The organism is Pseudomonas protegens, assembly GCF_013407925.2.
GTDB classification, from domain to species: domain Bacteria; phylum Pseudomonadota; class Gammaproteobacteria; order Pseudomonadales; family Pseudomonadaceae; genus Aquipseudomonas; species Aquipseudomonas fluorescens_AP.
This window is the reverse complement of the sequence record NZ_CP060201.1, coordinates 2,980,965-3,005,245: the sequence shown is the minus strand read 5'-3', so window position 1 is coordinate 3,005,245 and position 24,281 is coordinate 2,980,965. Positions and strand designations below refer to the sequence as shown.

26 protein-coding genes are annotated in these 24,281 nt (G+C 63.0%); 16 read left to right on the top strand and 10 right to left on the bottom strand.

Annotated elements, in window-relative coordinates:
• The first annotated feature begins 179 nt into the window (after positions 1-179).
• Entirely contained in the window at positions 180-1,085 is a 906-nt protein-coding gene (locus tag GGI48_RS13855; protein WP_110595285.1) for a TauD/TfdA dioxygenase family protein, read from the top strand.
• Between the two features lie 237 nt (positions 1,086-1,322).
• Here the strand turns inward: GGI48_RS13855 and GGI48_RS13850 are convergent, their stop codons facing one another.
• Positions 1,323-2,939, bottom strand: coding sequence for an alkaline phosphatase family protein (locus GGI48_RS13850; RefSeq protein ID WP_179598775.1), 1,617 nt, complete (start codon positions 2,937-2,939; stop codon positions 1,323-1,325).
• Positions 2,940-3,268: 329 nt separating this feature from the next.
• On the opposite strand from GGI48_RS13850, the gene GGI48_RS13845 reads away from it, so the two are divergent.
• A complete protein-coding gene (locus tag GGI48_RS13845; RefSeq protein WP_016964869.1) occupies positions 3,269-4,312 on the top strand; it encodes an AAA family ATPase in 1,044 nt (347 codons plus the stop codon).
• Between the two features lie 5 nt (positions 4,313-4,317).
• Complete coding sequence (locus GGI48_RS13840) at positions 4,318-4,821, top strand: hypothetical protein (RefSeq protein WP_016964870.1); 504 nt, start codon at positions 4,318-4,320, stop codon at positions 4,819-4,821.
• 123 nt (positions 4,822-4,944) lie between these two features.
• On the opposite strand, the gene GGI48_RS13835 is transcribed toward GGI48_RS13840, so the two are convergent.
• Entirely contained in the window at positions 4,945-5,889 is a 945-nt protein-coding gene (locus GGI48_RS13835) for a LysR family transcriptional regulator (RefSeq protein WP_179598773.1), read from the bottom strand.
• A gap of 154 nt (positions 5,890-6,043) precedes the next feature.
• On the opposite strand from GGI48_RS13835, the gene GGI48_RS13830 reads away from it, so the two are divergent.
• Positions 6,044-8,416 (top strand): TonB-dependent receptor, encoded by a 2,373-nt coding sequence (locus GGI48_RS13830; RefSeq protein ID WP_179598771.1) that lies wholly within the window; start codon positions 6,044-6,046, stop codon positions 8,414-8,416.
• 66 nt (positions 8,417-8,482) lie between these two features.
• On the top strand, positions 8,483-9,832 hold the full coding sequence (locus tag GGI48_RS13825) for an aryl-sulfate sulfotransferase (RefSeq protein ID WP_179598769.1): 1,350 nt from the start codon (positions 8,483-8,485) through the stop codon (positions 9,830-9,832).
• 103 nt (positions 9,833-9,935) lie between these two features.
• On the opposite strand, the gene GGI48_RS13820 is transcribed toward GGI48_RS13825, so the two are convergent.
• The 5 genes from GGI48_RS13820 to GGI48_RS13800 all read right to left on the bottom strand — a co-directional run bounded on the left by GGI48_RS13820 (position 9,936) and on the right by GGI48_RS13800 (position 12,351).
• Positions 9,936-10,277, bottom strand: a complete 342-nt coding sequence (locus GGI48_RS13820; RefSeq protein WP_179598767.1) for a hypothetical protein — start codon at positions 10,275-10,277, stop codon at positions 9,936-9,938.
• Entirely contained in the window at positions 10,274-10,702 is a 429-nt protein-coding gene (locus GGI48_RS13815) for an SMI1/KNR4 family protein (RefSeq protein WP_179598765.1), read from the bottom strand. Before GGI48_RS13815 ends, GGI48_RS13820 begins: the two co-directional genes overlap by 4 nt.
• 104 nt (positions 10,703-10,806) lie before the next feature.
• Positions 10,807-11,472 (bottom strand): hypothetical protein, encoded by a 666-nt coding sequence (locus GGI48_RS13810; protein WP_179598763.1) that lies wholly within the window; start codon positions 11,470-11,472, stop codon positions 10,807-10,809.
• Positions 11,473-11,547: 75 nt separating this feature from the next.
• The gene (locus GGI48_RS13805; protein ID WP_016963103.1) at positions 11,548-11,763 is read right to left on the bottom strand and encodes a helix-turn-helix domain-containing protein; all 216 of its coding nucleotides are present in this window, start codon (positions 11,761-11,763) and stop codon (positions 11,548-11,550) included.
• Between the two features lie 9 nt (positions 11,764-11,772).
• A complete protein-coding gene (locus GGI48_RS13800) occupies positions 11,773-12,351 on the bottom strand; it encodes a hypothetical protein (protein ID WP_016963102.1) in 579 nt (192 codons plus the stop codon).
• 305 nt (positions 12,352-12,656) lie between these two features.
• Here GGI48_RS13800 and GGI48_RS13795 point away from each other — a divergent pair, with 305 nt between their 5' ends.
• Positions 12,657-12,908, top strand: a complete 252-nt coding sequence (locus GGI48_RS13795; protein WP_016963101.1) for a helix-turn-helix transcriptional regulator — start codon at positions 12,657-12,659, stop codon at positions 12,906-12,908.
• Positions 12,908-14,104, top strand: a complete 1,197-nt coding sequence (locus tag GGI48_RS13790; RefSeq protein WP_179598762.1) for a type II toxin-antitoxin system HipA family toxin — start codon at positions 12,908-12,910, stop codon at positions 14,102-14,104. Before GGI48_RS13795 ends, GGI48_RS13790 begins: the two co-directional genes overlap by 1 nt.
• Before the next feature lie 179 nt (positions 14,105-14,283).
• Here GGI48_RS13790 and GGI48_RS13785 read toward each other — a convergent pair whose 3' ends face one another.
• The gene (locus tag GGI48_RS13785) at positions 14,284-14,760 is read right to left on the bottom strand and encodes a DUF6392 family protein (protein ID WP_179598760.1); all 477 of its coding nucleotides are present in this window, start codon (positions 14,758-14,760) and stop codon (positions 14,284-14,286) included.
• Positions 14,761-14,999: 239 nt separating this feature from the next.
• Here GGI48_RS13785 and GGI48_RS13780 point away from each other — a divergent pair, with 239 nt between their 5' ends.
• A complete protein-coding gene (locus tag GGI48_RS13780; RefSeq protein WP_060836990.1) occupies positions 15,000-15,260 on the top strand; it encodes a hypothetical protein in 261 nt (86 codons plus the stop codon).
• Positions 15,261-15,322: 62 nt separating this feature from the next.
• Here GGI48_RS13780 and GGI48_RS13775 read toward each other — a convergent pair whose 3' ends face one another.
• The gene (locus GGI48_RS13775; protein ID WP_179598758.1) at positions 15,323-16,528 is read right to left on the bottom strand and encodes a CynX/NimT family MFS transporter; all 1,206 of its coding nucleotides are present in this window, start codon (positions 16,526-16,528) and stop codon (positions 15,323-15,325) included.
• Positions 16,515-16,976, bottom strand: a complete 462-nt coding sequence (locus GGI48_RS13770) for a nucleoside deaminase (protein ID WP_179598755.1) — start codon at positions 16,974-16,976, stop codon at positions 16,515-16,517. Before GGI48_RS13770 ends, GGI48_RS13775 begins: the two co-directional genes overlap by 14 nt.
• Before the next feature lie 155 nt (positions 16,977-17,131).
• On the opposite strand from GGI48_RS13770, the gene GGI48_RS13765 reads away from it, so the two are divergent.
• From GGI48_RS13765 to GGI48_RS13730, 8 genes are all read left to right on the top strand, one after another.
• Positions 17,132-18,004 (top strand): LysR substrate-binding domain-containing protein, encoded by an 873-nt coding sequence (locus GGI48_RS13765; RefSeq protein ID WP_179598753.1) that lies wholly within the window; start codon positions 17,132-17,134, stop codon positions 18,002-18,004.
• A 178-nt stretch (positions 18,005-18,182) separates the two neighbouring features.
• Positions 18,183-18,506 (top strand): hypothetical protein, encoded by a 324-nt coding sequence (locus GGI48_RS13760; protein ID WP_179598751.1) that lies wholly within the window; start codon positions 18,183-18,185, stop codon positions 18,504-18,506.
• A gap of 418 nt (positions 18,507-18,924) precedes the next feature.
• On the top strand, positions 18,925-19,740 hold the full coding sequence (locus GGI48_RS13755) for an energy transducer TonB (RefSeq protein WP_179598749.1): 816 nt from the start codon (positions 18,925-18,927) through the stop codon (positions 19,738-19,740).
• A 55-nt stretch (positions 19,741-19,795) separates the two neighbouring features.
• Entirely contained in the window at positions 19,796-20,494 is a 699-nt protein-coding gene (locus tag GGI48_RS13750) for a MotA/TolQ/ExbB proton channel family protein (RefSeq protein WP_179598747.1), read from the top strand.
• 1 nt (position 20,495) lies between these two features.
• Positions 20,496-20,897: an ExbD/TolR family protein gene (locus GGI48_RS13745; RefSeq protein ID WP_016963808.1), complete on the top strand. Its 402-nt coding sequence runs from the start codon at positions 20,496-20,498 to the stop codon at positions 20,895-20,897.
• Positions 20,898-21,255: 358 nt separating this feature from the next.
• The gene (locus GGI48_RS13740; RefSeq protein WP_047300912.1) at positions 21,256-21,837 is read left to right on the top strand and encodes an alpha/beta hydrolase; all 582 of its coding nucleotides are present in this window, start codon (positions 21,256-21,258) and stop codon (positions 21,835-21,837) included.
• A gap of 58 nt (positions 21,838-21,895) precedes the next feature.
• Positions 21,896-22,816, top strand: coding sequence for a sigma 54-interacting transcriptional regulator (locus tag GGI48_RS13735; RefSeq protein WP_179598745.1), 921 nt, complete (start codon positions 21,896-21,898; stop codon positions 22,814-22,816).
• Between the two features lie 317 nt (positions 22,817-23,133).
• Entirely contained in the window at positions 23,134-23,916 is a 783-nt protein-coding gene (locus tag GGI48_RS13730) for a MetQ/NlpA family ABC transporter substrate-binding protein (protein WP_016962818.1), read from the top strand.
• Positions 23,917-24,281: the final 365 nt, after the last annotated feature.

Here is a 24,281-nt window from a genome sequence, read left to right as displayed (position 1 = left end):
TTTCCCGGCATCCGAAAAATAGCTCGAAGGCATTTGCGACGAGTGAGGCATGAGGTTTTAAATGCAAGCTCTTATTCCGTCAACGAAGCATGTAGTTATCTATTAGACCTAAATTGAATATAGATAGAGCGTTGTTTCGCGGCGGTTCCAACCGTAAGCAGTCGATGAGGGTGTACCTGATGAGCAATGCCGCCTTAGCCGTTAAACCCGCTGTTGATGCCCTTGATATCCACCCGGTGGCCGGTCGCATCGGCGCCGAGATCCGTGGCGTGCAACTGTCCGGCGACCTCGACGCCGCCACCGTAGACGCCATCCAGCAAGCGCTGGTGCAGTACAAGGTGATCTTCTTCCGTGGCCAGACCCACCTCGACGACCAGAGCCAGGAAGCCTTCTCCCACCTGCTGGGCGAGCCGGTGGCCCACCCCACCGTGCCGGTGCGCGACGGCACCCGCTACCTGCTGGAACTGGACGGTGCCGAAGGCCAGCGCGCCAACTCCTGGCACACCGACGTGACCTTCGTCGACGCCTACCCGAAAGCCTCGATCCTGCGCTCGGTGGTGGCCCCGGCTTCCGGTGGCGACACGGTGTGGGCCAACACCGCCACGGCCTACAACGAACTGTCGGCGGAACTGCGCGAGCTGGCGGACAAACTCTGGGCGGTGCACAGCAACGAATACGACTACGCCGGGGCCAAGCCCGATGTCTCGGCGGAGAAGCTGGAGCGTTACCGCAAAGTCTTCACCTCCACGGTGTTCGAGACCGAGCACCCGATTGTTCGCGTGCACCCCGAAAGCGGCGAAAAGAGCTTGGTGCTGGGGCATTTCGTCAAGCGCATCAAGGGCTATTCCCAGGCCGATTCGGCGCACCTGTTCAACCTGCTGCAAAGCCACGTCACCCGCCTGGAAAACACCGTGCGCTGGCGCTGGAGCGCGGGTGACGTGGCGATCTGGGACAACCGCTCGACCCAGCACTACGCCGTGGACGACTACGGCACCCAGGACCGCATCGTGCGCCGCGTGACCCTCAAGGGCGATGTCCCGGTGGGCGTCCACGGCCAGCGCAGCCAGACCATCAAAGGCCTCTGACCCGCCCCACGGGCATCTACCCGATGAACCTGCCCACTGTAGGAGCTGGCTTGCCAGCGAAAGCGCCCCAGAGAGCGCTGCAAGGCTTGAGGGCCTCTTCGCCGGCAAGCCGGCTCCTACAAGAATTTATGCGATGAACCTGCCCGCTGCAGGAGCTGGCTTGCCAGCGAAGGCGTCCCTGAGAGCGATGCAAGACTCAAGGGCCTCTTCACCGGCAAGGGGAGGTGCAGGCGCGGGTTACCACACGCCGATCTGTACCAGCTTTTCGCTCTCCGGTTCGCCGTAGCGAAAACGCTGGCCGCGCAGGTCGATCTCTTCATGGCTGATGGTGGTGCGGCGTTTCAGGCCGCGTAGCCATTGCAGCAGATACCCCAGGTGTTCTTCACGCACCGCGGCATAGGCCGGGTCCGCCCCCAGGTCATGCAACTCCTGCGGGTCGTGGTGCAGGTCGAACAGCTGCGGGCGCAAGCCGTCATAGGCCAGGTATTTCCAGCGTTCGCTGCGCACCATGGTCATGCGGCAGCGGTCGATGGGCTGGCCCAGGCGCTCCCGGGCCGGAGCCTGGAAGGCGTAGTCGTATTCGCTGATGGCGTAGCGGCGCCAGTCCACTGTCGCGCCGTGCAGCAGCGGGATCAGCGAGCGGCCTTCCAGGCGATGTTCGGCTCCCGGCAGGCCCAGGGCCTCAAGAAAGGTCGGCAGGGCGTCGATGGTTTCCACCAGGCGTTCATCCACCGTGCCACGGCGGCTGTCCGCCGCCGCGCGCGGGTCGCGGACAATCAGCGGCACGCCCACCGCCGGCTCCAGCAGGAACTCCTTTTCCCCCAGGTAGTGGTCGCCAAGGAAGTCGCCGTGATCGCTGGTGAAGACGATCAAGGTATCGTCCCAGCGGCCGTTGCTCTGGAGGAAATCGAACAGCCGGCCCAGTTGATCGTCCACCTGCTTGATCATCCCCATGTAGGTTGGCACCACGTTCAGGCGCACCTCATCCCGGGAAAAATTCAGGCTCTCTTCATGCTGGCGAAAGGCGGCGTAGACCGGGTGATCGCTGAGCTGCCCGGGTGCCGCGCGCACCGCCGGGATCACCTGCTCCGGGCCATACAGGGCGTGGTACGGAGCCGGCGCGATATAGGGCCAGTGCGGCTTGATGTAGGACAGGTGCAGGCACCAGGGCTGTTCGCCCTGTTCGCTGATGAAGTCGATGGCGCGGTCGGTGGTGTAGACGGTTTCCGAATGTTCCTCGGCGACCCGGGCCGGCAGGTGCGCGTGGCGCATCTTCCAGCCGCTGAGGATCTGCCCCTGCGCGCCGGCCCCGGCGTTGGCCCAGTCGTGCCAGGGGTTGAGGCCGTCGTAGCCGAGGTTGCGCAGGTAGTGGGTGTAGGGCGCGGCCTCGCGCTTGTCGTCGAAGATCGGGTCGTCGGGGTAGATGCCGTCGTGGCGCAAGTAGGGCTCGAAGCCGACTTCGTTGAGCACCTCGGCCTGGGCACTCTCGGGGTCGATGGCCAGACGCTGCAGGGCGTCGAGGTTGGGCGTGGCGTGGGTCTTGCCCACCAGCGCGGTGCGGATGCCGTGGGGCCGCAGGTAGTCGCCCAGGGTCCATTCTTCCAGGGGCAGGGGCACGGCGTTCCAGGCCACTTGGTGGCTGCTGACATAGCGCCCGGTGTAGGCCGACATGCGCGACGGGCCGCAGATGGTGCCCTGGGTGTAGGCGCGGCTGAAGCGCACCCCGGCGGCGGCCAGGCGGTCGATGTTCGGGGTGTGCAGGTGCGGGTGGCCGTAGCACGAGAGGTAATCCCGGCGCAGTTGGTCGCATATGATGTAGAGCACGTTGCGCACGGGTTGGAGGGTGTTGGACATGGGGTTCACCGAAGGGAAGACAGGCGAGGTTTTTCGCCTTCGGCGGGGGCTTCCGGCAAGCGCATTTGCCGAATAGTTTCGATGCAGGGCGTGCATAACCGCAGGCGTTGGCGTCTCAGGGTTACGAAAGTACTTCAGTGTGAGGTGCGGGCTTGTTATCCGTTGAGCGTCTGTTGGCAGAGCAAGCTATTATCCGACGTCATGTTTTTGTGTGATTTCAGCGTCATTCAAACCTTGATAACAAGATTTACCAAGTAAGACTCCTGACAGTGTTAACGTCTGCCGGCGGCTAATTTTCACATCGCCATCGCTCTTATCTCGAGGAAAGCATGCTCAAACGACTCCACATCAAAAACTTCACAGTCTTTGAAGAGGCCGATCTGCAGTTCAGTAAACAGCTGAATGTGATCGTGGGGGAGAATGGCGCGGGAAAGACGCATCTGTTGAAGCTGGCATACGCCGGGCTCGCGACCAGTTCCGAGGAGAGCAACCGGCCGAATGCGGCATCCATGGAACCGACAAAATCTGTTTTGCAGTTGCGAATGGCCGACAAGCTGGTGGGGGTTTTCCGTCCTGAGTCACTCGGAAGACTGGCCCGGCGCAAGCGGGGCCGCGAGCGATGTGATGTGAAGTTTTTCTTCGATAAGAGTGAATACGACCTGGCTTTCAGTTTCGCCACTAACAGCAAGACCGAAGTCAGTGTCGAACATCTGCCCAAATGTTGGCTCAAGGCAACACCTACGTATTTACCGACGCGTGAGTTGTTGAGCATCTACCCAAACTTTCTTGCGGTTTATGAGAACCACTACCTGGAGTTTGAGGAAACCTGGCGTGACACCTGCAGGTTACTTGGCGGGTTATTGCGTAAGGGACCGACCGAAGATCGTATTCGCGAGTTGCTCAGCCCTCTGGAAACCGCGATGCAGGGCAGTATTGAGCTGGATAAGAATGGGCGTTTTTATCTACGTAATGTCAGCGGCAGAATGGAAATTCCACTGGTGGCGGAGGGTTTGCGAAAGTTGGGCATGCTGGCGCGTCTGATCAGTACGGGGGCCTTGCTGCATCAGGGGTATCTGTTCTGGGATGAACCGGAAGCGAACCTGAACCCTCGCTTGATCAAGCAAGTGGCCAAAACCATCGTTGATTTGAGCGCGAGTGGCATCCAGATATTCATCGCCACCCACAGCCTGTTTTTACTTCGTGAGCTGGACATTCTGTTAACTGAAAAGCCTCAGGATGCAGCGTTTTTTGGTCTTCACAGCAGTGAAGGCGGGATTACCGTGCAACAAGGTGGGAGTTTGGAAGATATCGGCGATATCACCGCTCTTGAAGAAAGCCTGCAACAGTCCGACCGTTATCTGGCATTGGAGTGAAGGGCATGTCGGTTTTGCAGATTGAGAGGCTGACCTTTACGTTTCCGGCCCATTGGCAAGCCAGCAAGTTCGATGACTGGGGTTTCTATCGCAATCATTTCGTTAGGCAGCGCAATGATATTCAAGCTGTAGATATCCTGGCGCTGTCCCCGGATCAAATAGCCTTTTTCATCGAGGTCAAAGATTATCGTCACCCTCGGGCGCTCAAGCCATCGGCCTTACCCGAAGCGATTGCCAACAAGGTGTTTTGCACTTTGGCAGCTTTGCTGCCGGCCCGTCTGAATGGCAATACCTTGGAGCATGAGCGGGCGCTGAGCCAAGCCGTTCTCAATTGTCACAGGTTGCATGTGGTCGTTCACATCGAACAGCCTGCCGCACACCAGCCCAAGGTCGAACTTGCGGACATCAAGCAAAAGCTTAAACAACTACTGCGAGCTATAGACGCTCACCCAAAGATAGTCAGCATGCAAAGGCCTCAAGCAATGGCGTGGCTTGTTACGGCCCGTTAATCAAAGCTTTCGCGAGTATTTCATCACGCCGTCATTTCTTCTCACGCTGCCTTCAGCTGGTGTTTATCAGCATACGCCTGCAATTTCCCTGCTCTTCACATTCGAAGACAGTCCTGAAACCCATCAGACGGCGAGCTTGTCCAGGCTGCACACGTCCTCGTCCTGTTCGTCTATGGCCTTGATCTCTTCGATCATCGCCGCCGCCAGGGGCGACAGGCGGTAGCCGGCGCGGCTGACGATGCCGTAGCGGGTGTAGAGCTCTTCCAGGTCGTCGGCCAGGCCGTCGATCTTCAGGCACACCAGTTTGCCCTTGGCGTTGTGCAAGGCGTCGCTGTAGGAACCGATGATGCCGATGGCGTCCGAGCGCAGCACCACCCCCAGCAGGCTGTAGCTGTTTTCGCATTCCACATTGGGGGTGAAGTCCGGTTTGCCGCTCAGGTCGACGATGACCTTGCGCAGGTTCGGCGGGCGGATGGTCACCGCCAGCGGGTAGCTCATCAGTTCGCTGGCGCTGACGCTGTCGCGCTGGGCCAGGGGGTGCCCGGCGCGGCAGCAGAAATGCCATTTGCGCGGACGCAGGCGCTGGGTCAGGTAATCCGGGTCGGCCTCGAAGTGCCGGGTGTCGGCGACGAAGAATTCGAACTCTTCGCTGAGCAGGCGCTTGCTCAGGCTTTGCCAGTCATCCACCTGGAACTGCACCCGGGCCTTGGGATAACGCCCGATGAAGCTGCCGATGGCCCGCGGGATCAACCCCGAGGCCGGCGCCGGGCCGCAGCCGAAACGCAACTCCCCCGCCTCCAGGCCATTGAACTGGCTGATCTCGTTGGCCATCTGCTGGGCGCCGCTGACCAGCCGCCGCGCGTGCTCCAGCAGCAACTGGCCCTGCTTGGTTGGCGCCAGGTCCTTGCGCCCGCGATCCACCAGCTGGCAGCCGACGCTGTGTTCCAGGGCCTGGATGCTGCGGCTGAAGGCCGATTGCGAAAGGTTCACCGCCGCCGCGGCCGCGACAAAGCTGCGCTGCTCGGCGAGGGCGATGAAGTGGCGGAGCTGGCGCAGGTCGATATGCATTTTTCACATAAAAAATATCGGGGAAATGCATTGGCTATGCATTAGGTCGACTCCTTATAAAGGCAATCTCTTATGCAGTAAATCTTTTTAAAAACATAAATAAATAACTTTAAGGAATATACGAGGCTGTATATTTTCTGACCAGGAGCCGCCCATGAGCCCGTTGTCCCTCGCTTCACCCCTCTCGCCCCGGCGGCTCAAGCGCCTGCCCCTGGCGCTGTTGCTGGCCGGCAGCGCGAGCTGGACGCCGACCTGGGCCGAAGACGCTCCGGCGCCAGACACCACGCCGGCCAAGAGCAGCGCCAGCAAGGCCAAGGCCGATGGTGGCCAGTTGCAGACGGTGACCGTCACCGCCCGCCGCCGCGAGGAAAGCTCGCAGAACGTGCCCACGCCCATGAGCGTGGTGGGCGGGCAAGCCCTGGAGAGCCAGCGGGTCTATCGCATTCAGGATCTGCAGCAACTGGTGCCCAGCGTCAACGTCGCCTACATGCATGCGCGCCAGTCCAGCGTGTCGATCCGTGGCCTGGGCAACAACCCGGCCAGCGACGGCCTGGAAGGCAGCGTCGGGCTGTACCTCGACAACGTCTACCTGGGACGGCCGGGGATGGCGGTGTTCGACCTGATGGACATCGAACAGCTGGAAGTGCTGCGCGGTCCCCAGGGCACCCTGTTCGGCAAGAACACCACCGCCGGGGTGATCAACATCAGCACCCGGGCGCCGAGCTTCACCCCGGAGCGCAGCATCGAAACCTCCCTCGGCGAGGACGGCTACTTCCAGACCAAGGGCACCATTTCCGGGCCGCTGACAGATGAGCTGGCCGGGCGTTTTTCCGCCTACCGCACCCGCAGCGACGGCGATATCAAGAATGAATTCGACGGCCATGACCTCAATGGCGGTTCCCGCCAGGGCTTTCGCGGGCAGTTGCTGTACAAGCCCAACGAGCGCTTCAACCTGCGCTGGATCGGCGACTACAACGAAGAGGACTCCAGCGCCGGCACCCGGGTGCTGTACAGCACCGGGCCGACCATCAACGGCAACAACGTCTACGAGTCCCGCGCGGCGGCGGCCGGTGCGACCCTGGTCAACGGCTCGCAGCGCAAGGTCAACCTGGACAACGACCAGCACGTGACGGTGTTCCAGGGCGGCACTTCGCTTGAGGCCAACTGGACCCTGCCCAGCGACTTCACCCTGACCTCGGTCAGCGCCTACCGCTGGTGGAATTTCACCCCGCGCAACGACGACGGCCTCAACGTGCCGGCCAGCTACAACGCCGGGGTGTCGGTGGAGGACAAGCAGTGGTCCCAGGAATTCCGTCTGGCCTCGCCCACCGGCGGCTTCTTCGACTACGTGCTGGGCGCCTACTACTTCGGCTCCGACCTGGACAACAAATCCTTCGCCTATTACGGGCCCCAGGCGGACATCTGGAACGGCACCCCGGCCGGCGCCCTGAGCAACGTCACCAGCCTCGGCAACGGGCATATCCAGACCAACAGCTTCGCCCTGTTCGCCCAGGGCACCTGGCACCTGACCGAGCGCCTGGATTTCACCGCCGGGCTGCGCGGCACCTACGAGGAAAAAAGCGCCTGGGTCAGCCGCAACGCGCCGCTGGGTGGCGCGGCGGTGGCCGGTGCCGCCGCCAATGCCCGTCGCGGTCGTGCCGGGGCCTATGATTCCGGCGACCTCAACCAGTACAGCACCAGCCCTTCGGGCCTGCTCAACCTCAGCTATCGCTTCACCGATGACCTGCTGGGCTACGCCACCCTGTCCCACGGCGAGAAGTCCGGCGGGGTCAACCTGGCGGTGGGCTCGGCGCCGACCGCCGGGGCCGACTCGCTGCTGATCGGCACCGAGCGCGCCAACAACGCCGAGCTGGGGTTCAAGAGCACCCTGTGGGACCGTCGCCTGCAACTCAACGCCAACCTGTTCTGGACCCAGGTCAACGGCTACCAGACCAACGCCTACGACAATGCCAACCGCGTGCAGTACCTGACCAACGCCGGTTCGGTGCGCTCACGCGGGGTGGAAGTGGAAAGCACCCTGGTGCCGATTCGCGGCCTGACCCTGAACCTCAACGGTTCCTATAACGACGTGCGCTACCTGTCCTACAAGGACGCGCCGTGCCCGCCGGAAGTCAGCCTGCGCCCCGGTGCTCCAGCCTCCTGCGATCTCAGTGGCCACCAGGTGGTGGGCGCCTCGAAATGGATCGGCAACGCCAACGGCGAATACAAGTGGAACCTGGACAATGGCCTGGAAGAGTACGTCACCGCCAGCTACGCCTTCCGTTCCAAGGCGGTGGGCACCGTGGAGGATTCCGACTACGGGCAGATCCCCAGCTACGCCGTGGTCAACCTGTCCACTGGCCTGCGCGGCAACTACGAACAGGGCCAGTGGGACGTTTCGCTGTGGCTGAAGAACGCCTTCGACAAGACCTACTACACCACCCTCTGGACCGCCGGCAACGGCGGTTACGAAGGCTTGCTGGGCACCCCGCGAACCCTCGGCGTGACCGGTCGCTACGACTTCTGATGCTCGGCTTTTCGCACCTTGCGCCGGGTTCGCCGGCGCCTTTCGACTTGAACAGGAGTGCTTGTCATGTTGCGCCTCACCACCGCGTTGCCCCTGCTGCTGTCCACCGCCCTGCTGGCCTCGGCGGTGCAGGCCGCGCCCAGCGTCTACCCCACCGGCGTGACCCGCTACGACCCGGCCAGGGCCTATAACCAGTACGTGATCTTCAGCGGCGCCGATAAGCAGACGCACCTGATCGACATGAACGGCAACGAGGTGAAGCACTGGCCCCAGGCCGGTTTTCCCTCGGCCATCATCGACCCGCAACTGGTGAACGGCGAGCGTGGCCGGGTGCTGTTGCAGCTCAAGGACAAGGAGCCCGGGCCCTTGGGTTCGGCGGGCAACGGCCTGGGCAACCAGAGCGTCGGCGAGCTGGACTGGAACGGCAACCTCGTCTGGCAGTGGGGCGACCAGGCCCCGGGCGGCGCCGCCCAGCAGCATCATGACCAGCGCCGCCTGAGCAACGGCAACACCCTGGTGCTGGCCAACAAGGTGCACCAGGTGGCGGGGTTCAAGGTGCCCCAGGTGATCGACGATGCGATCTATGAAGTCAGCCCCGAGGGCCAGGTCAAATGGCAGTGGCTGGCCTCCGAACACCTCAAGGAGTTCGGCTTCACCCCGGCGCAACTGAAGCTGGTGTACGGCACCGACAACCCGGATTACCTGCACATCAACAACCTCAGCGTGGTCGGCCCCAACCCGTGGTTCGACGCCGGGGATAAACGCTTCGCCCCGGACAACCTGCTGATCGACTCGCGCAACGCCAACTTCATCGCCATCCTCGACAAGCACAGCGGCAAGGTGGTCTGGCGCCTGGGGCCGAACCTGTTGCCGATCAACCCCAAGACCGCCGCCAAGGTGCCACGCCCGGTGGACCAGTTCGTCGGCCAGCATGACGCCCACATCATTCCCGCCGGCTTGCCGGGGGCCGGGCACCTGCTGGTGTTCGACAACCAGGGCACGGCCGGTTACCCCTCGGTGCCGCTGGGGCTGATCGCCGGCTCCCGGGTGCTGGAGATCGACCCGATCAAGAACCAGATCGTCTGGCAGTACAGCGCCGCCAGTTCCCGGCAGCCGGGCTGGGCCTTCTACAGCTCGTTCATCAGCAGTGCGCGGCGTTTGCCCAACGGCAATACGCTGATCGACGAGGGCATGAACGGGCGCTTCTTCCAGGTCACCGCCGGCGGTGAAATCGTCTGGGAATACGTCAGCCCCTATCTGGGCAAGGCGCCGGGCAGCGAGGCCATCAGCAACTGGGTGTACCGCGCCTTGCCGGTGAGCTACGACTGGGTGCCCCAGGGCACGCCGCGCTCGGAAACCGCGGTGAGCGTGCCGGAGTCCGGGCTGAAACAGGCCAGTGCCAGCGCGGGGATCTGAGCGTAAGGCCGTGCCATGGCGCCTGCCAGGTCGGGCTGGCGCCCTGACGGGAGCAAGCGCCCTCGCCACACAATGAGGTGCGGGAGCAGACCTGGGCAGTGCCTCAGAAGTAGAAAAACAGGCCGGTGTCGCGTTCCAGGGCCAGTCGATTCAGGGCGATCAGCCTGTGGATAAGTTCATCCCCGGGCGTCGCGGCCTGCATCAGGATCGACAGGGCCGTGGCCAGGGCGGCCTGGCCCTGGATCGAGGCGTCTTCGTAGTCGTCGATCAGACTGCCCAGGGCGCGGTTCAAGCTGGGCAGCAGGTCGCTGCGCGACAGCAGCGCCCACTGCTCCGGGGACAGGGCCAGTTCCTCCAGGTCGCCCGGCAGGCACTGGTCCAGATCCAGGCGCTGCATGGCGGCCTTGCTGGTGGGCACGACTATCCATTTGCGCGCTGTGTTCATGGCTGCCACAGCTCGACAAAGGCCTTGAAGTCGGCCGCCACCGGGTAGCGCCTGGCGCTCTCGGGGTCAAAGATTTCCACCGCCACGCCCGGGCTGTTGAAGTCCAGGCAGATCAGCAGGCCGCCGGCATCCCGGGCAATCGGCAGGCAGCCTGCGGCGAGCCCCGGCACGCGGCCAGGGCTGGCGTACCAGAGCAGGGTCCAGGGCTGGTTGCTCAGGCCGAACTCGAAGAACTCGCTGATGCAGGTGTAGCCGTTGCCATAGGGGAAGGTGCCGATCCCCGGGGTGGCGGCCGCGGCGTATTGCACCAGCTCCAGGTACAGCGCCGGAAACTCGACGCCGAGGCGTTGCTGCACCTGGGCGATCAGCTGTTCGTCCACCGCCGATCCGGGTTCGATTTCCCAGGCAGTCCAATCCAGGGGCATGTTCGACCTGCGCCTTGTCGTTGAGGGGGCTGCGCCCGCGCGAGGGGGATCGGGCGGGCGGCGAGGGGCGATTGTAAGCGTGTCGCCTGGTGCGCGGTAGGCGCTTAGTTGCAGCTGTGGCCTTCGGGCAGGGTGACCGTGTATTTGCGCTGCACGCGGTTGCGGAAGTCCAGGTTGTCCAGGCTTTCCTGCACCAGGAAATCCTCGACCTTGGCGTCCTGGCAATCCTCGTTGTAGGACGAGGCCCGCAGCAGGAATACCGTGCGCCGGCTCTGTTCGTCCTGGGCCTTGATATTGAAGGTCGACAGGGTGGTGTAGCCGGTGCGCTCCGAGGAACCGATGGCACGGTAGGACATCGTTGGGGTGCTGGTGCACACGGTCTGTTGGTTCTTGCCGGGCATGCACGTGGTTTTAGTGCTGCTGGGCACCTGGCCGTAGTCGGTGGCGGTGTAGCGGTAGCTGGTCTTTTTACTGCCCACGTCCAGGGCAATGTTCATGCGAAACGGCGGGTGGTTTCTCGGCAGCGACGACTCGGTATACACCTGGGTAAAACCCATGCCGTGCAGGGCGGCGACCATGTCGCGCAGGTAGTAGCTGGCCTTGAGGCCCTGGGCGTCCTTGGCGCTGTTGACGGTCACCAGCACTGGCGCCTTGGGGTCGAAGTAATAGTCTTGGGCCGGGGTGGCGTCGATGGCCACTTCGAGTTTGTTGGCGCAGCCGGTCAAAAGACAGGCGAGCAAAAGCAGCGGGCAGAGCAGGTAGCGAGTCATGAATAAGCCAATGTGCAACGTGAGGAATGGATAAGGCTTTAACGATCGAGACTCGGTTCGAACAAACGCGGGGGGTTACGCAGGCTCGCTGGCCTGATACTCCAGCAGGTCGCCGGGTTGGCAGTCGAGTGCAGCGCAGAGTTTGTCCAGGGTCTCGATTTTCATCCCCTTGACCTTGCCATTTTTCAGCAACGACAGATTCGCCTCGGTAATGCCCAGGATGGCGGCCAACTCTTTGGAGCGAATCTTGTTTTTAGCCATGACAACGTCAAGCCGAACGATAATGGTCATCTCATTGTTCTATATGTAGTGACTGTGCTCATCACTGAGGACTTTGGCGTCGCGCATGATAATGGAAAACGAGCAGAGCAAGATTCCTTTGACCACCTCATAGGCCGCGTAGGACGAGAAGCCCGCGGAGATCTGCAGAATGCGCTGGCCGGGCGGCAGGTCGAGGGACAGGGCCAGGCCTTGCAGGGTTTCCATCATCGGGAAGGTGGCCGGGGCGACGATCCACAGCATGCCCACGCGCCAGAGGATGCGGATGTTGCGATCGCTCCAGGTTTCGCCGCGCGACAGGCGCAGGAAGAACACCCCGGTCAGGTACAGGGCGAAGCTCGACAGCAGCAGCGGCAGGAAGTCGAGGATCACCAGCAGGGCGAAGCTTGCGGAGGAGAGTTTGAAATCGGCTTCCAGCAGGCGGGGCGAGTGGTCGGCGAAGACGCTGAGCAGGGCGCCCAGGACCTGGTCCTTGTTGTAGATCCACATTCCGGCATTGCCACCGACCTCGACTACACCCATGACCCAGGCCAGGATCGCGGCCAGCAGGCCGACCCGTCGTAAGCGGTATTGGGCCGAGCCGTTGATTTGGGAGTGCATGCGTTATTCCTTGCAAAACTTGGGGGGTGGCGAATTATTGATAAATAATTATCGAATTACAATAATTTATTTCTCTAGGATTGTTCTCGTCTAGTCGCCTGGAATGATGTTGTGGCGAGGGAGCTTGCTCCCGCTCGGGCGCGTAGCGGCCGCAAGACCTGTGCCTGCGACAGTCAGGGAGTACATACCCACTATCGAAGCCTTTCACCCGCCGCCACGGAGTGTGAGCCCCCACAGCGTCCCTTTGATTTTTCGCCATGTTAGGTATACGTTACATTCAATCAATTTTGTTGCGTATATAGAACATGGACTACCTTCTTATCACCGCGCGCCTTGGCGAGCAGGTTCGCCAGCGTCGTCTGCATCGTGGCCTGACCCAAGCCAGCCTGGCCGCCTTGGCCGGCGTGACCCGGCAGAAGGTCATCGCCATCGAGCGGGGCGACTTGTCGGTGGGCATGGCGGCCTATGCGCGGGTGCTGGGAGCCCTGGACTGTGAATTCACCCTGGTGCCTGCCGCGATGCCCACATTGGACGAGATCCAGGGAGTGTTCGACTGATGGCCACGGTGCTGCAGGTAGCCACCCCGGCCGGTGAGAGCGGGAAAATCCACCGTGGCGCTGGCGATTATCTGTTTCGCTATCACGATGATGCCCGGGCACCGGCGGCAATCAGTCTGCTGATGCCCGTGCGGTTGGATGACTACCGTTATCGGGAGTTGCACCCGATCTTCCAGATGAACCTGCCCGAAGGTTATGTGCTGGAGCAACTGCGCAACCGCCTGGCCAAGGTGGTGAAGGTCGACCCGATGTTGCTGCTGGCGCTGTCCGGCAGCAGCGCGCCGATCGGGCGGGTCGCGGTGAGCTCGCCCGAAGTCGATGGGCTGTTGCAGCGACAGCAGTTTCCCGGGGAAAAACTTGAAGAAATCCTCGCTTGGGATGGCGCCGAGGACATTTTTGCCGACCTGGTGGACCGCTACATCCTGCGTGCCGGGATATCCGGCGTGCAGCCCAAGGTCATGGTGCCGGAGCGGCATGACGCCGCGTCGCAGCGTTTTACCTCGAACACCTCAGAGTTGATCATCAAGAGCGGCCGGGACGAGTTTCCGGGATTGGCGATCAACGAGTTCCTGTGCATGTCGGTGGCCAGGGAGGCGGGGATGGCGGTGCCCGAGTTTTACCTCTCCGATAACGCCAAACTGTTCGTCATGCGCCGCTTCGACCGGGACGAGCAACTCGGTTGCCTGGGGTTTGAAGACATGGCGGCGTTGATGGGGCTGGGTGCGGAGCAGAAATACAGCAAGAGCTATTCGGCCATTGCCAAGGCCGTTCGCCTGTTCTGCCCGCCTGAGCAGGTGCCGGGTTCACTGGCGCAGTTGTTTGCCATGGTCAGCCTGAGCTGCATCGTGGGGAATGGCGATGCCCACCTGAAGAACTTCGGGCTGTTGTATTCCGATCCTGGCCAGCGCGATGCACGGCTAGCGCCGGCCTACGACATCGTCAACACCACGGCCTACATCCCGCAGGACGTGCTGGCCCTGGATCTGCTGGGCAACAAGTCCCTGTTTGCTTCGCGGCAGGGGTTGCTGGAGTTTGCCAAGGTCTGTGATGTGGCTCGTCCGCAAGAGGTTATTCGCGGGCAGTTGGACGCACTGGAGCGGGTGTTGAGCCGATCGGCCGAATGGGGCGAACGGGCACCGCATGTCGTCGCGGCGATCCGGCAATGTGCCGAGCCCTTTATGAAAACCTTTGGCTAATGGCTTTGTAGCCGGGCCGTGCGTTGCGGCGGCCTACCGGTAGCCACGTTCCCTGTAGCCGCTGCCGAGCCTGCGAGGCTGCGAAAAGGACCGCAGGGCCTTGCTTGGCGATCTCGCGCCGGTCCTCTGATGCCTGGCGGATCGCCGCGAATCCTAAAGAGCCACTCTGTGCAGTCGAATCAGTCGCGCTGCGGCTCCAGCAAGTCAAACGACAGGACCTTGATCTGCATGTCGGCGTTATAGACGAATCCAACCCGCGCACTGGGATGCAGGTGCTCCGGCAGGCGGTAGCTCTCCCAGGCGTTGAGCATGCATTGCCCATCGGCTGATGGCCTGCGTTCCCCCGAGCGCAGGGGCGTGCCCAGCAGCTCGCGAATATCGGCGTGGGTCATGCTGCGTGAGAACGGGGCGGGCAGTTCGCCGCTGTAGAACGAGCGCCCCTGTTCCAGGGGCATGAGTTCGATCAGTAACTTTTCCAGGGCCAGGCTGTCTTCCCAGAAGTCCAGCATCAGGCCGGGCTCGACGACCACGGTCAGCCAATCGAATTCATCGTAGATCTTGCCCGTCGGGCGCTCGATGCGCTCTCCCTGGGCGATCAGTTCTGCATAGCTGAGCCCGAGGCTCTTTACCCAGCGGCTGAGGGTGTCGGCGTCCATTGCGGTTCCTGTGTTCTGGGTATCGAGAGGGGATTCTACTTGGGGTCGATGGAAGGGAATGGCAATACTTCGGCGATTGTTCCGCCAGGACCTCCTGCCTATAGTCCGGCCTGTCACCGACGCATCGGTGACCGATCTTAGCCGGTCGAAAACAAATAATGGACGCATCAACTGCCCATCAGACGTTGGGGCAGTTCCTGATTTTCATGATGGTCTCGTTCGGCTAAGGAGTGTTATCCATGTCTGAGTTCACCCCGCTACAAAGCAATCTCACCCCCACCCCGGTGCTCTACCTCAACCCTGCCGCCCCTCCGGCCGATCTCTATGGCTGCGCTGTGCAGCGGATCAAGGCCACTCGCGATCTGATGCACAGTCTCAACTGCCTGAGCATCAAGGGTGTTGCCGATCAGGACCTGAGCCATGTGGCCAATGCCGCCCATCTGCTGCTGCAGGACGGCTGCGATGTGCTGGATGCATTGCAGTGGCGGATCGAGGGCTGATCCGTACCTTGACGCTTGTCCGCCTGCGAGCCCTCGCAGGCGGCATCGATTGACGGTCGCGCTCAGGTCGCTGGCGCGACAGTGCCGACAGTGGCCCGGGCCCGATAGCTGGCCGGGCTGAAGATTCGCGTCAACAGCAGCATCGCCAGGACACCCACGATCAACACCCACCAGGCGCTGACAAAGCTGCCGGTGACTTGCCGCAGCCAGCCGCTGAGCCACGGCGAGACGGCGTTGATCAGAAAACCCACGCCCTGGACAAAAGCCGCCAGTTGCCCGGCTTCCCGGGGATCACGACGGTGATCCAGGGTCAGGATCAGGCTCAGGGCAAAGCACGCGCCGAGGCCGAAGCCGATCAGCGCCACCCACAGGTGCGGGCTCTGCAAAGGCCACAGCACCAGTCCGAGAAAACCTGCGGCCTGGGCCGCGAGGCTGATGCCCAGCAGTGGGCGGCGGTCGCTGCTGCGCTGGGCCAGGGTGGGCATCAGCAGGGCGGCGCTGACTTGGAAAATCGTCATGAAGGCCAGCAGCGAGCCGCTCTGGGTAGCACTCCAGCCCAGCTGCAGGTAGTAGGCCGGCAGCCACGCCACCATGCTCATGTAGCCGCAGTTCACCAGGCCGAAATACAGCGCCAGCAGCCAGGCGCGGCGGTTGTTCCAGAGCCCGGCCCGGGGCGCCGGGGGGCCGTTGCGGCGTCCGGCGCCCAGGGGCAGGCACAGCCACAGCAGCAGGGCGGCCATGGCCGGCAGCACCCAGATGCCCAGCCCCACTTGCCAGTTGGCGAAGTGGCTGGCCAGCTGCGGGCTGAGCAGGGCGGCGATGCCTCCACCGCCCATCAGCGACGCCGAGTAGACGCCCATGGCCAGGGCCACGCGCTGTTGAAACTGGCGCTTGATCAGCGCCGGCACCAGGGCCTGGATCAGGGCCACTCCGGCGCCGCCGAGCAGGGCGGTGGCGAGCAAGGCCGCGGCCTGGCCGAAGAACAGCCGCACCAGGCAGGCCAGCAGCACCAGCAGCAAACCCAGGGACACACCCCGGCGCTCGCCCAGGCGGGCTTCGATCCGTACCCCCAGCAGAGCCACCAGGCCCATGCAGATCACCGGCAGGCTGGTGAGCCAGGCGCTGCTCTGGAAGCTCATGCCGGTGGCGCCGCGGATCTCGTTGAGCAGCGGGCTGACCGAGCTGAGGATCGGCCGCAGGTTCAGGCCCAGGCACACCAGCAGCGCCCAGCCGGCGAAGGTGTTGAAGGCCGATTCAGTTCGCGGCATGACGCGCCTGCCAGTCCTGGTACAGGGCGGTCATGGCCGCCTGGGGCAGGTGCAGCAGCGGCAGGCGCTGGGCTTCCAGGGGCTTGCTCAGCTGTTGGTAGATGGCTGCTGTAGACAGGCCGAACGGCTCTGCTTGTTCATTGCTGGCGGCGAACACCGCGCGGGACACGCCGCACAGGTACATGGCGGCCAGGCACATGGGGCACGGCTGGCCGCTGGCGTAGATCACGCAGTCGTCCAGGCGCGGGCCCAGTTGCCGGCTGGCGCTGCGGATCGCCAGCATCTCGGCGTGGGCGGTGGGGTCCTGGCTGAGGTGGATTTCATTCACCGCCTCGGCCAGCACCCGGCCGTTGCGCACCAGCAGCGCGCCGAACGGGCGGCCGCCCTGTTCGACATTGCGCCGGGCCAGTTCAACGGCCCGGTGCAGGTAGTGTTGATCGTCGTTCATCAAGGTTTCCGAGCAAGAGGGGGGATCGGCACGTTCTGAAGTTGCCTCGCAACGGCGGGTCCCGATTGCAGAGGGGAAAGTATGCTGAGCGGCCCTGGTATTCTGAAATTAAATATAACCATGCCAATCAGTGGCGTTGAGGATGGTAGGTCAAGATGCTCGATCCCGTGTTGCTCCGCAGTTTTGTCGCCGTAGCCGACAGCCAGAACTTCACCCGCGCCGCCGAGCGCCTGCACTTGACCCAGTCCACGGTGAGTCAGCAGGTTCGACGTCTGGAAGAGAGCCTGGGCTGCCAGTTGCTTGACCGCGACCAGCGCCGGGTGGTGGCCACGGTGGAGGGCGAGCGCCTGCTGGCTTATGCCCGGCGCATTCTGGCGCTGCATGAAGAGGCCTGCGATGTGCTGGTCAACCAGCGCGGCGAGGAGGTGCTGCGCCTGGGCGTGCCGGAAGATTTTGCCGCCGAGCGCCTGATGCCGATGCTCTCGCGCTTTGGCCGCGACTATCCGGCGGTGCGCCTGGAAGTCACCAGTGGTCTGGGGCCGGAGTTGCTGCGTCAGTTCCGTCGTGGCGAGTTCGACTTGCTGCTGGTCAAGCAGATGGGCCACAGCGACGACTGCGTGGAATCCTGGCCCGAGCCTTTGTGCTGGGTCGACAGTCTGCGCCAGCCGGCCTTGGGTCGTGATCCACTGCCGCTGGTGGCGTTCCCGGTGGGCGGTTTGTATCGCCAGGAAATGCTCCACCACCTGGAAGTCGGCGGCTGGCCGTGGCGCATCGCCTATTCCAGCGCCAGCCTGGCCAGTGTCTGTTCGGCAGTGGCGGCGGGATTGGGCATCAGCCTGTTGCCGGTGCGGGTGCTGGGCAAGGGGCATCGGATGCTCGATGCCGCCAGCGGTTTGCCGGATATCCAGGGCGTGCGCCTGGCGTTGTACGCCGGCAGTGGCCTGAGTCGGGCCGGCAAGGCGTTACAGGAGCAGTTGCGCGCAGTGGCCAGCGTCAAGCCGCAAGTTGAAAACACCGGGAAGTTATAAGTGCTGTTGTTTCGGTCATAACTTATAGAGGGTCGATTGCAGGCTATAGCTATTTAATTAGTTGTTGCGCAAGTTTGTTTTGGACAGAGTTATAAACGCCGACCATGCTGGATTTGTGAGTTCCAGGAGGAACTTGCTTCATTGGACGAAACATTCAACCGCATAAGGAAACCCGCATATGTCGAGCATCAATGGCACCTATGTAAACTCCAACGCTGACGCCCGTCTGGTCGTGACCGACGGCAACGACTCCAACGGTTCGTTCAGCGGTGAGTTGACCCAGGCCGGGGTCAAGTACAGCGTCGCCGGGCATTACCACTTCCAGAACAGCACCGGGCAGCCGACCATCATCAATGTATCCGGCGACAACGATGGCTACGGCTACCAGGCCTGGGCGCTGTTTTCACCCGATCACAACTATTCCCGGTTGCGTGCCTCCGGTGCCCGCAGCAACTTCAGCGGCGATGTGGTCGGCCTGAGCGGTGAGTTCGTCAAGCAATAACCCGCTCGATAATAAACAGCCGCTGAATACGCGCTGCCTTATATAAGGTGGCGTGCCGGTTCAGCGGCTTTGTCGTGTCCGCTTGTAAAGTTAATTAAGTATATGGGCGCTGAAGTTGGTTTCGAGTGCAATGGGGTTCTATTGTTTTTCTGCACTAACAGGCCTGTTTCGATGCTTTGCGGGAATATTTTCAATGCCTGCAAGGCATGGCGTTTTTATCTCTTGGCTACAGCCCTTGAATCACGGGGCCTGAGCTGTTCCGGGTGAATTCAATATTCCGTTTCGGTCTATCTATAACTTGAAAGATTACTTTAAGAGATAAGCGCGGGGCGCTGATCATTGGCCCCGCGGCACCGTTGCGTGGGGGGTGTTCAAACGCCGGTGCCGGGTTTTTCAAAAGATCGTAGGGAGTGAATCCATGGGCAATGTCCAGACCGCCGCCAGTGCACACGAGGTGCTGTGGCGCCAGGCACCGAGCGGCGAGTTGGTCGACCTCGGCCGGCCTCACCGCTCGCCGCTGGGCCAATTGCGTCTGCAACGCACGCCCAAGGGAATTTTGCGCCGCCGGGAGGCATTCATCCTTGGCGCGGCGGCGCTGCTGCTGCATGCGGCGGTGATCTACTGGCTGAGCCAGAAACCGACTCCGGTGCTGCCGATCGTGCCGCCGGAGATTCCGCCCATGACCATCGAATTCTCGCACCCGGCGCCGCCTGCAGTGGAGCCGCCTCCGCCTGTGCCGGTACAGCCGGTGGTGGAGCCACCACCGCCGGTGGAGGACGAGCTGGCGGTCAAGCCGCCACCGCCCAAGCCGGTGCCTAAACCCAAGCCCAAACCGGTACCCAAACCTGAGCCGAAGCCTGCGCCCAAGCCGGTACAGCAGACGCCGGCACCGCCGCAGCCGGCCGCTCCGGTAGCCGCTCCGGCACCGCCCGCGCCACCGGCTCCGGCCCCCGTGACCCCGGCTTCGGCCAGCGCCGCGTACCTGAAGAACCCGGCGCCGGAATACCCGTCACTGGCCCAGCGTCGCGGTTGGGAAGGCACGGTGCTGCTGCGGGTGCACGTACTGGCCAGCGGCAAGCCGGGGGAGATCCAGATCCAGAAGAGCAGCGGTCGCCAGCAGCTCGACGATGCGGCCCTGGCCGCGGTCAAGCGCTGGAGTTTCGTCCCGGCCAAGCAGGGCGACGTGGCCCAGGACGGCTGGGTCAGCGTACCCATCGACTTCAAGATTCATTGAGCCGCAAGGCCGATCAACCAACACGCGCTAAACGCTTACACAGAGGGAACACATCATGACGTTACTGGCATCTCCACTGGAATCCATCGAAAGCGCGGTGATCTGGCTGTTGGTGGTTTTCTCCGTCGCCACCTGGGGCCTGGCCCTGGTCAAGGGCGTGCAGTTCGCCCGCCTCAAGTCCCAGGATCGCAAGTTCCACAATCAGTTCTGGGCGGCGTCCAGCCTCGACTCCGCCGCCCCGTTGAGTGAAACCCAGCCCGGCTATGCGGCGATCCAGGTTGGCGAGGCGCCCCATGCGGCGGACCTGAGCCAGGCAATCAACCACCAGGACCGTCTCGAACGTGCCCTGCGCCAGCAGATCGTGCGCGAGCGCCGCTCCCTGGAAACCGGCCTGGCAGTGGTTGCCAGTATCGGCAGCACCTCGCCCTTCATCGGCCTGTTCGGCACCGTGTGGGGGATCATGGAAGCATTGAAAGGCATCAGCGCGGCGGGCTCGGCGAGCCTGGAAACCGTGGCCGGGCCCATCGGCGCGGCCTTGGTCGCCACCGGCGTGGGGATCGCCGTCGCGGTGCCGGCGGTGCTGGTTTACAACTACTTCCTGCGGCGCCTGAAGCTCACCGCAGCGGATCTGGACGACTTCGCCCACGACTTCTACAGCCTGGCGCAGAAGAACTCGTTCCGCGTGCTGATCCACCCGAGCCTGCACAAGGCTGCGGCCCAGGGCAGCCAACAGAAAGTCAAGGAGGCGTCCTGATATGGCCTTCTCCACCCAAGACAGCGATGAAGTGCTGAGCGAGATCAACGTCACGCCATTGGTGGACGTGATGCTGGTGCTGCTGGTGGTGTTCATCGTCACCGCGCCGCTGCTGACCAACGCCATCCCGATCAACCTGCCCAAGACCGAGGCCGTGGCCCCGGTGGAGCAGAAGGACCCGCTGGTGGTGAGCATCGACGGCGCCGGCAAACTCTTTATCAACAAGGACCAGATCCAGCCGGACCTGCTGGAAACCAACTTGCAAGCGGCCAAGGCCAAGGACCCGCAAGTGCGGGTCCAGCTGCAGGCCGACGATGGCGTCAACTACGGCGAAGTGGCCCGGGCCATGGCGTCCATCGAGCGTGCGGGCATCACCAAGCTGTCGGTGATTACCGCGCGCTGACACCGAGCAACAAAGCCACGACTTTTCAGGCCGTCTCCTTGGCAGGGTGCGGCCTTTTTTTTGCCTGGCGAAAAAGCCCCCGCAAAGCCCCCCACCGCAATCGCCCTCCCGTTATCCCCTTCGCCGGCAAGAACACCCCCGCAATCGTGCCAACTGTAGGAGCTGGCTTGCCAGCGAAGGCGTCCTCAAGGTTGCGCAAGAGCTGATGGCCTCTTCGCCGGCAAGCCGGCTCCTACGGAGGGCAGGGGATGTTTTTATATTCATTTAAGGTATTAATAAATAGCTTCTTATTCCTTAACGAATATAAATCCCCTCCCTATACTCGTCCGGGAACAGACACGCAGCAGGAGAGTTCCCCATGCGCAACGCATCCATTCGCTACTTGATTGTGCCGGGCTGGCAAGGATCGCCAGAAGATCATTGGCAAACCCATTGGCAGAACAGCCTGCCCAACAGTGCGCGGGTGGAGCAGGCCGATTGGCTGACGCCGCGTCGCGAAGACTGGGTGGCGGCCCTGGCCGAAGCCATCGCCGCCGACGACACGCCGGTGATCCTGATTGCCCACAGCCTGGGTTGCATCACCGTGGCCCACTGGGCGGCTCGCGCGCCCGTAGCCGCGCTGCGCCAGGTGCGCGGGGCGCTGTTGGTGGCGCCGGCGGATGTCGAGCGTCCGGCCTGTGCCCCGGCGTTGCGCAATTTCGCGCCCATTCCTCGGGACCTGCTGCCGTTCCCCAGCCAGGTGGTCAGCTCGGACAACGACAGCGCGGTCAGCGCGCCGCGTGCCCTGGAGCTGGCCCGCGACTGGGGCGCCGAAGCCGGGATCCTGGCCGGTGCCGGGCATATCAACGTCAAGTCCGGCCACCAGCGCTGGGAGCAGGGCTTTGCCTATCTCTACCGTCTGCAGAACCGCGTGGAGCAACACGCGCGGCGTCGTGCCTGATCATCCTTTTCCTGTTTAAGCGCCCCCGTCCCCAGGCGGCCTGGGGCGGGAGTCTGCCATGAGTCCTCATACCCCTTTCGGCCAGCCGTTGCTGACCTTTCCCGATGCAGAAAAAAGCCCCCTGAGCATCCGCGCCAAGGCGTTGGTATTCGTCGACCCGCGTTCGCGGCAACTGCGCGAAGAGCTGGAGCAACTGGCACCGCGTGCGGTGTCGGTGCTGATCCGTGGTGAAACCGGCACCGGCAAGGAACTGCTGGCCCGACACATCCATCGCGCCAGCGACCGCAGTGGCCTGTTTGTCTCGGTCAACTGCGGCGCCATCAGCCCCACCTACGCCGACGCCGAACTGTTCGGCTACGCCGCCGGCAGTTTCAGCGGCTCGGCCAGCAGCCGCGCCGGCTGGTTCGGTTCGGCCAATGGCGGGACCCTGTACCTGGACGAGATCGGCGACCTGCCGCTGCCGATCCAGACCAAGCTGCTGGCGGCCCTGGAGAACCACGAAGTGACCCGGGTCGGCGCCCAGCAGCCAAGTCCGGTGGACGTGCGCCTGGTGGCGGCCACCAGCATCGACCTGGCCCAGGCGGTGGCGGCGGGCAAGTTCCATGAGCGCCTGTATCGCTACCTCAGCGAAGGCCAGCTGGAGTTGCCGGCGCTGCGCGAGCGGGTCGGGGACATCGAGTCCCTGGCCGAGTACTTCCTGGGGATCTACAGCCAGCGCCTGGACCTGCCGGTGCCGCTGATCAGCGAAGCCGCGCAACAGGCCCTGGAGCGCCACAGCTGGCCGGGCAATACCCGCGAGCTGGAGAACGTCATTCACTTTGCCCTGCTGGTGAGCAGTGGCGAGGAGATTCTTCCCGAGCACCTCAACCTGCCGCCGACCCCTTCGCCGCTGGAGCAGATCGAGCAGCTGCTGCGACACATCAGCGAATCCGGCACCCCCGCAGAGCGCCAGGCCCTCAAGCGCCTGCTGGCGGTGTAGCCGCTGCCGCAGGCTGCGACCGGCTGCGCAGCAGACGCCAAACCGTTCCCCTCGATCCTGCTGGAGAGCTCCGATGGCCCCGGCGCCGACTGCGTCGTCGTTCGCAGCCTGCGGCAGCGGCTACAGGGGGCGGTGGGGCGCGTTGGCGGGCTGTCTGGCTGTATGAACAAAATGGAATATGAACGTGAATAAAAGATATTGTTCGGGAATAAAAAATCTCGGTATTGTCCGCTTCACGCCAGCAGTGGCACTTCACTGGCACCGCAATCAGCCTCCTATTTGAAGCCGTCGTCGATCCCGACACCTAAGGACATCGCATGAAAAAAGTTCTGTTGTTCACCGCACTGGCGGCAGCCCTGAGCGCCGGTATTGCCCAGGCCGGCGAGAAGCTGGTGGTTGCCGCGACCCCGGTGCCACACGCCGAGATCCTTGAGCTGATCAAGCCCACCCTGGCCAAGGAAGGCGTGGACCTGGAAATCAAGGTGTTCACCGACTACGTGCAACCCAACGTGCAGGTCGATCAGAAGCGTCTGGACGCCAACTACTTCCAGACCCTGCCGTACCTGAAGAACTTCAACGAGGGCAAGGGCACTCACCTGGAAACCGTGATCGGTGTGCACGTCGAACCCTTCGGCGGCTACTCGAAGAAGGTCAAGTCCCTGGCCGAGCTCAAAGACGGCGCGACCATCGCCATCCCCAACGAAGGCAGCAACAGCGGCCGGGCCCTGATCCTGCTGCAGAAGGCCGGCCTGATCGAGCTCAAGGACCCGAAAAACGCCGTGTCCACGCCCAAGGACATCGCCAAGAACCCGCACAACTTCAAGTTCAAGGAACTGGAGTCGGCCATGCTGCCGCGGGTCCTGGATCAGGTTGACCTGGACATGATCAACACCAACTACGCCCTGGAAGCGGGCCTGAACCCGGCCAAGGATGCGCTGGTGATCGAAGGCGCCGATTCGCCTTACGTGAACTACCTGGTGGCGCGTCCGGACAACAAGGACAGCGCGGCGATCCAGAAGCTGGCCAAGGCCCTGACCAGCCCCGAGGTGAAAGCCTTTATCGAGAAGAAATACAACGGCGCGGTATTGCCAGCGTTCTGATGAACTAGGCTACTGACGCGATAAACCCCTTCAGGTTTGAACGCCGACGGCTATGACAGCGTCGGCGTTTTTTATTGCCCCCGCAAAAGCCCTAGGAGCCGGCCGGGCGGCGAAGAGGCCCTTGAGCCTTGCATCGCCCTTGCGGGCGCCTTCGCTGGCAAGCCAGCTGCTACACAAGCCAGCTCCTGCGCAAGTCAGCCCTTGAAGCGGAGCGCTTTAGGCGCTGGGTTGGGTGGCGCGGCGCAGGGCTGCCAGCCATTTCATCAGTTCATGGGGGTCCAGCGGTTGCGGGGTCTTTGCATCGGCCATGGCGGTCGTCCTTGAGAAGTGCAGCGTCCGGTGGGGCTGTACGAGCGCGAAAGAAC

Bases quoted from the DNA above. Each gene is read 5' to 3' on its own strand.
- GGI48_RS13850 (WP_179598775.1), bottom strand. From the start codon at position 2,939: ATGTCCAACACCCTCCAACCCGTGCGCAACGTGCTCTACATCATATGC.
- GGI48_RS13760 (WP_179598751.1), top strand. From the start codon at position 18,183: ATGTCGAGCATCAATGGCACCTATGTAAACTCCAACGCTGACGCCCGT.
- GGI48_RS13790 (WP_179598762.1), top strand. From the start codon at position 12,908: ATGGCCACGGTGCTGCAGGTAGCCACCCCGGCCGGTGAGAGCGGGAAA.
- GGI48_RS13825 (WP_179598769.1), top strand. From the start codon at position 8,483: ATGTTGCGCCTCACCACCGCGTTGCCCCTGCTGCTGTCCACCGCCCTG.
- GGI48_RS13775 (WP_179598758.1), bottom strand. From the start codon at position 16,528: ATGCCGCGAACTGAATCGGCCTTCAACACCTTCGCCGGCTGGGCGCTG.
- GGI48_RS13785 (WP_179598760.1), bottom strand. From the start codon at position 14,760: ATGGACGCCGACACCCTCAGCCGCTGGGTAAAGAGCCTCGGGCTCAGC.
- GGI48_RS13735 (WP_179598745.1), top strand. From the start codon at position 21,896: ATGAGTCCTCATACCCCTTTCGGCCAGCCGTTGCTGACCTTTCCCGAT.
- GGI48_RS13780 (WP_060836990.1), top strand. From the start codon at position 15,000: ATGTCTGAGTTCACCCCGCTACAAAGCAATCTCACCCCCACCCCGGTG.
- GGI48_RS13805 (WP_016963103.1), bottom strand. From the start codon at position 11,763: ATGACCATTATCGTTCGGCTTGACGTTGTCATGGCTAAAAACAAGATT.
- GGI48_RS13820 (WP_179598767.1), bottom strand. From the start codon at position 10,277: ATGAACACAGCGCGCAAATGGATAGTCGTGCCCACCAGCAAGGCCGCC.
- GGI48_RS13740 (WP_047300912.1), top strand. From the start codon at position 21,256: ATGCGCAACGCATCCATTCGCTACTTGATTGTGCCGGGCTGGCAAGGA.
- GGI48_RS13795 (WP_016963101.1), top strand. From the start codon at position 12,657: ATGGACTACCTTCTTATCACCGCGCGCCTTGGCGAGCAGGTTCGCCAG.
- GGI48_RS13830 (WP_179598771.1), top strand. From the start codon at position 6,044: ATGAGCCCGTTGTCCCTCGCTTCACCCCTCTCGCCCCGGCGGCTCAAG.
- GGI48_RS13840 (WP_016964870.1), top strand. From the start codon at position 4,318: ATGTCGGTTTTGCAGATTGAGAGGCTGACCTTTACGTTTCCGGCCCAT.
- GGI48_RS13810 (WP_179598763.1), bottom strand. From the start codon at position 11,472: ATGACTCGCTACCTGCTCTGCCCGCTGCTTTTGCTCGCCTGTCTTTTG.
- GGI48_RS13800 (WP_016963102.1), bottom strand. From the start codon at position 12,351: ATGCACTCCCAAATCAACGGCTCGGCCCAATACCGCTTACGACGGGTC.
- GGI48_RS13770 (WP_179598755.1), bottom strand. From the start codon at position 16,976: ATGAACGACGATCAACACTACCTGCACCGGGCCGTTGAACTGGCCCGG.
- GGI48_RS13750 (WP_179598747.1), top strand. From the start codon at position 19,796: ATGACGTTACTGGCATCTCCACTGGAATCCATCGAAAGCGCGGTGATC.
- GGI48_RS13845 (WP_016964869.1), top strand. From the start codon at position 3,269: ATGCTCAAACGACTCCACATCAAAAACTTCACAGTCTTTGAAGAGGCC.
- GGI48_RS13835 (WP_179598773.1), bottom strand. From the start codon at position 5,889: ATGCATATCGACCTGCGCCAGCTCCGCCACTTCATCGCCCTCGCCGAG.
- GGI48_RS13765 (WP_179598753.1), top strand. From the start codon at position 17,132: ATGCTCGATCCCGTGTTGCTCCGCAGTTTTGTCGCCGTAGCCGACAGC.
- GGI48_RS13815 (WP_179598765.1), bottom strand. From the start codon at position 10,702: ATGCCCCTGGATTGGACTGCCTGGGAAATCGAACCCGGATCGGCGGTG.
- GGI48_RS13745 (WP_016963808.1), top strand. From the start codon at position 20,496: ATGGCCTTCTCCACCCAAGACAGCGATGAAGTGCTGAGCGAGATCAAC.
- GGI48_RS13755 (WP_179598749.1), top strand. From the start codon at position 18,925: ATGGGCAATGTCCAGACCGCCGCCAGTGCACACGAGGTGCTGTGGCGC.
- GGI48_RS13730 (WP_016962818.1), top strand. From the start codon at position 23,134: ATGAAAAAAGTTCTGTTGTTCACCGCACTGGCGGCAGCCCTGAGCGCC.
- GGI48_RS13855 (WP_110595285.1), top strand. From the start codon at position 180: ATGAGCAATGCCGCCTTAGCCGTTAAACCCGCTGTTGATGCCCTTGAT.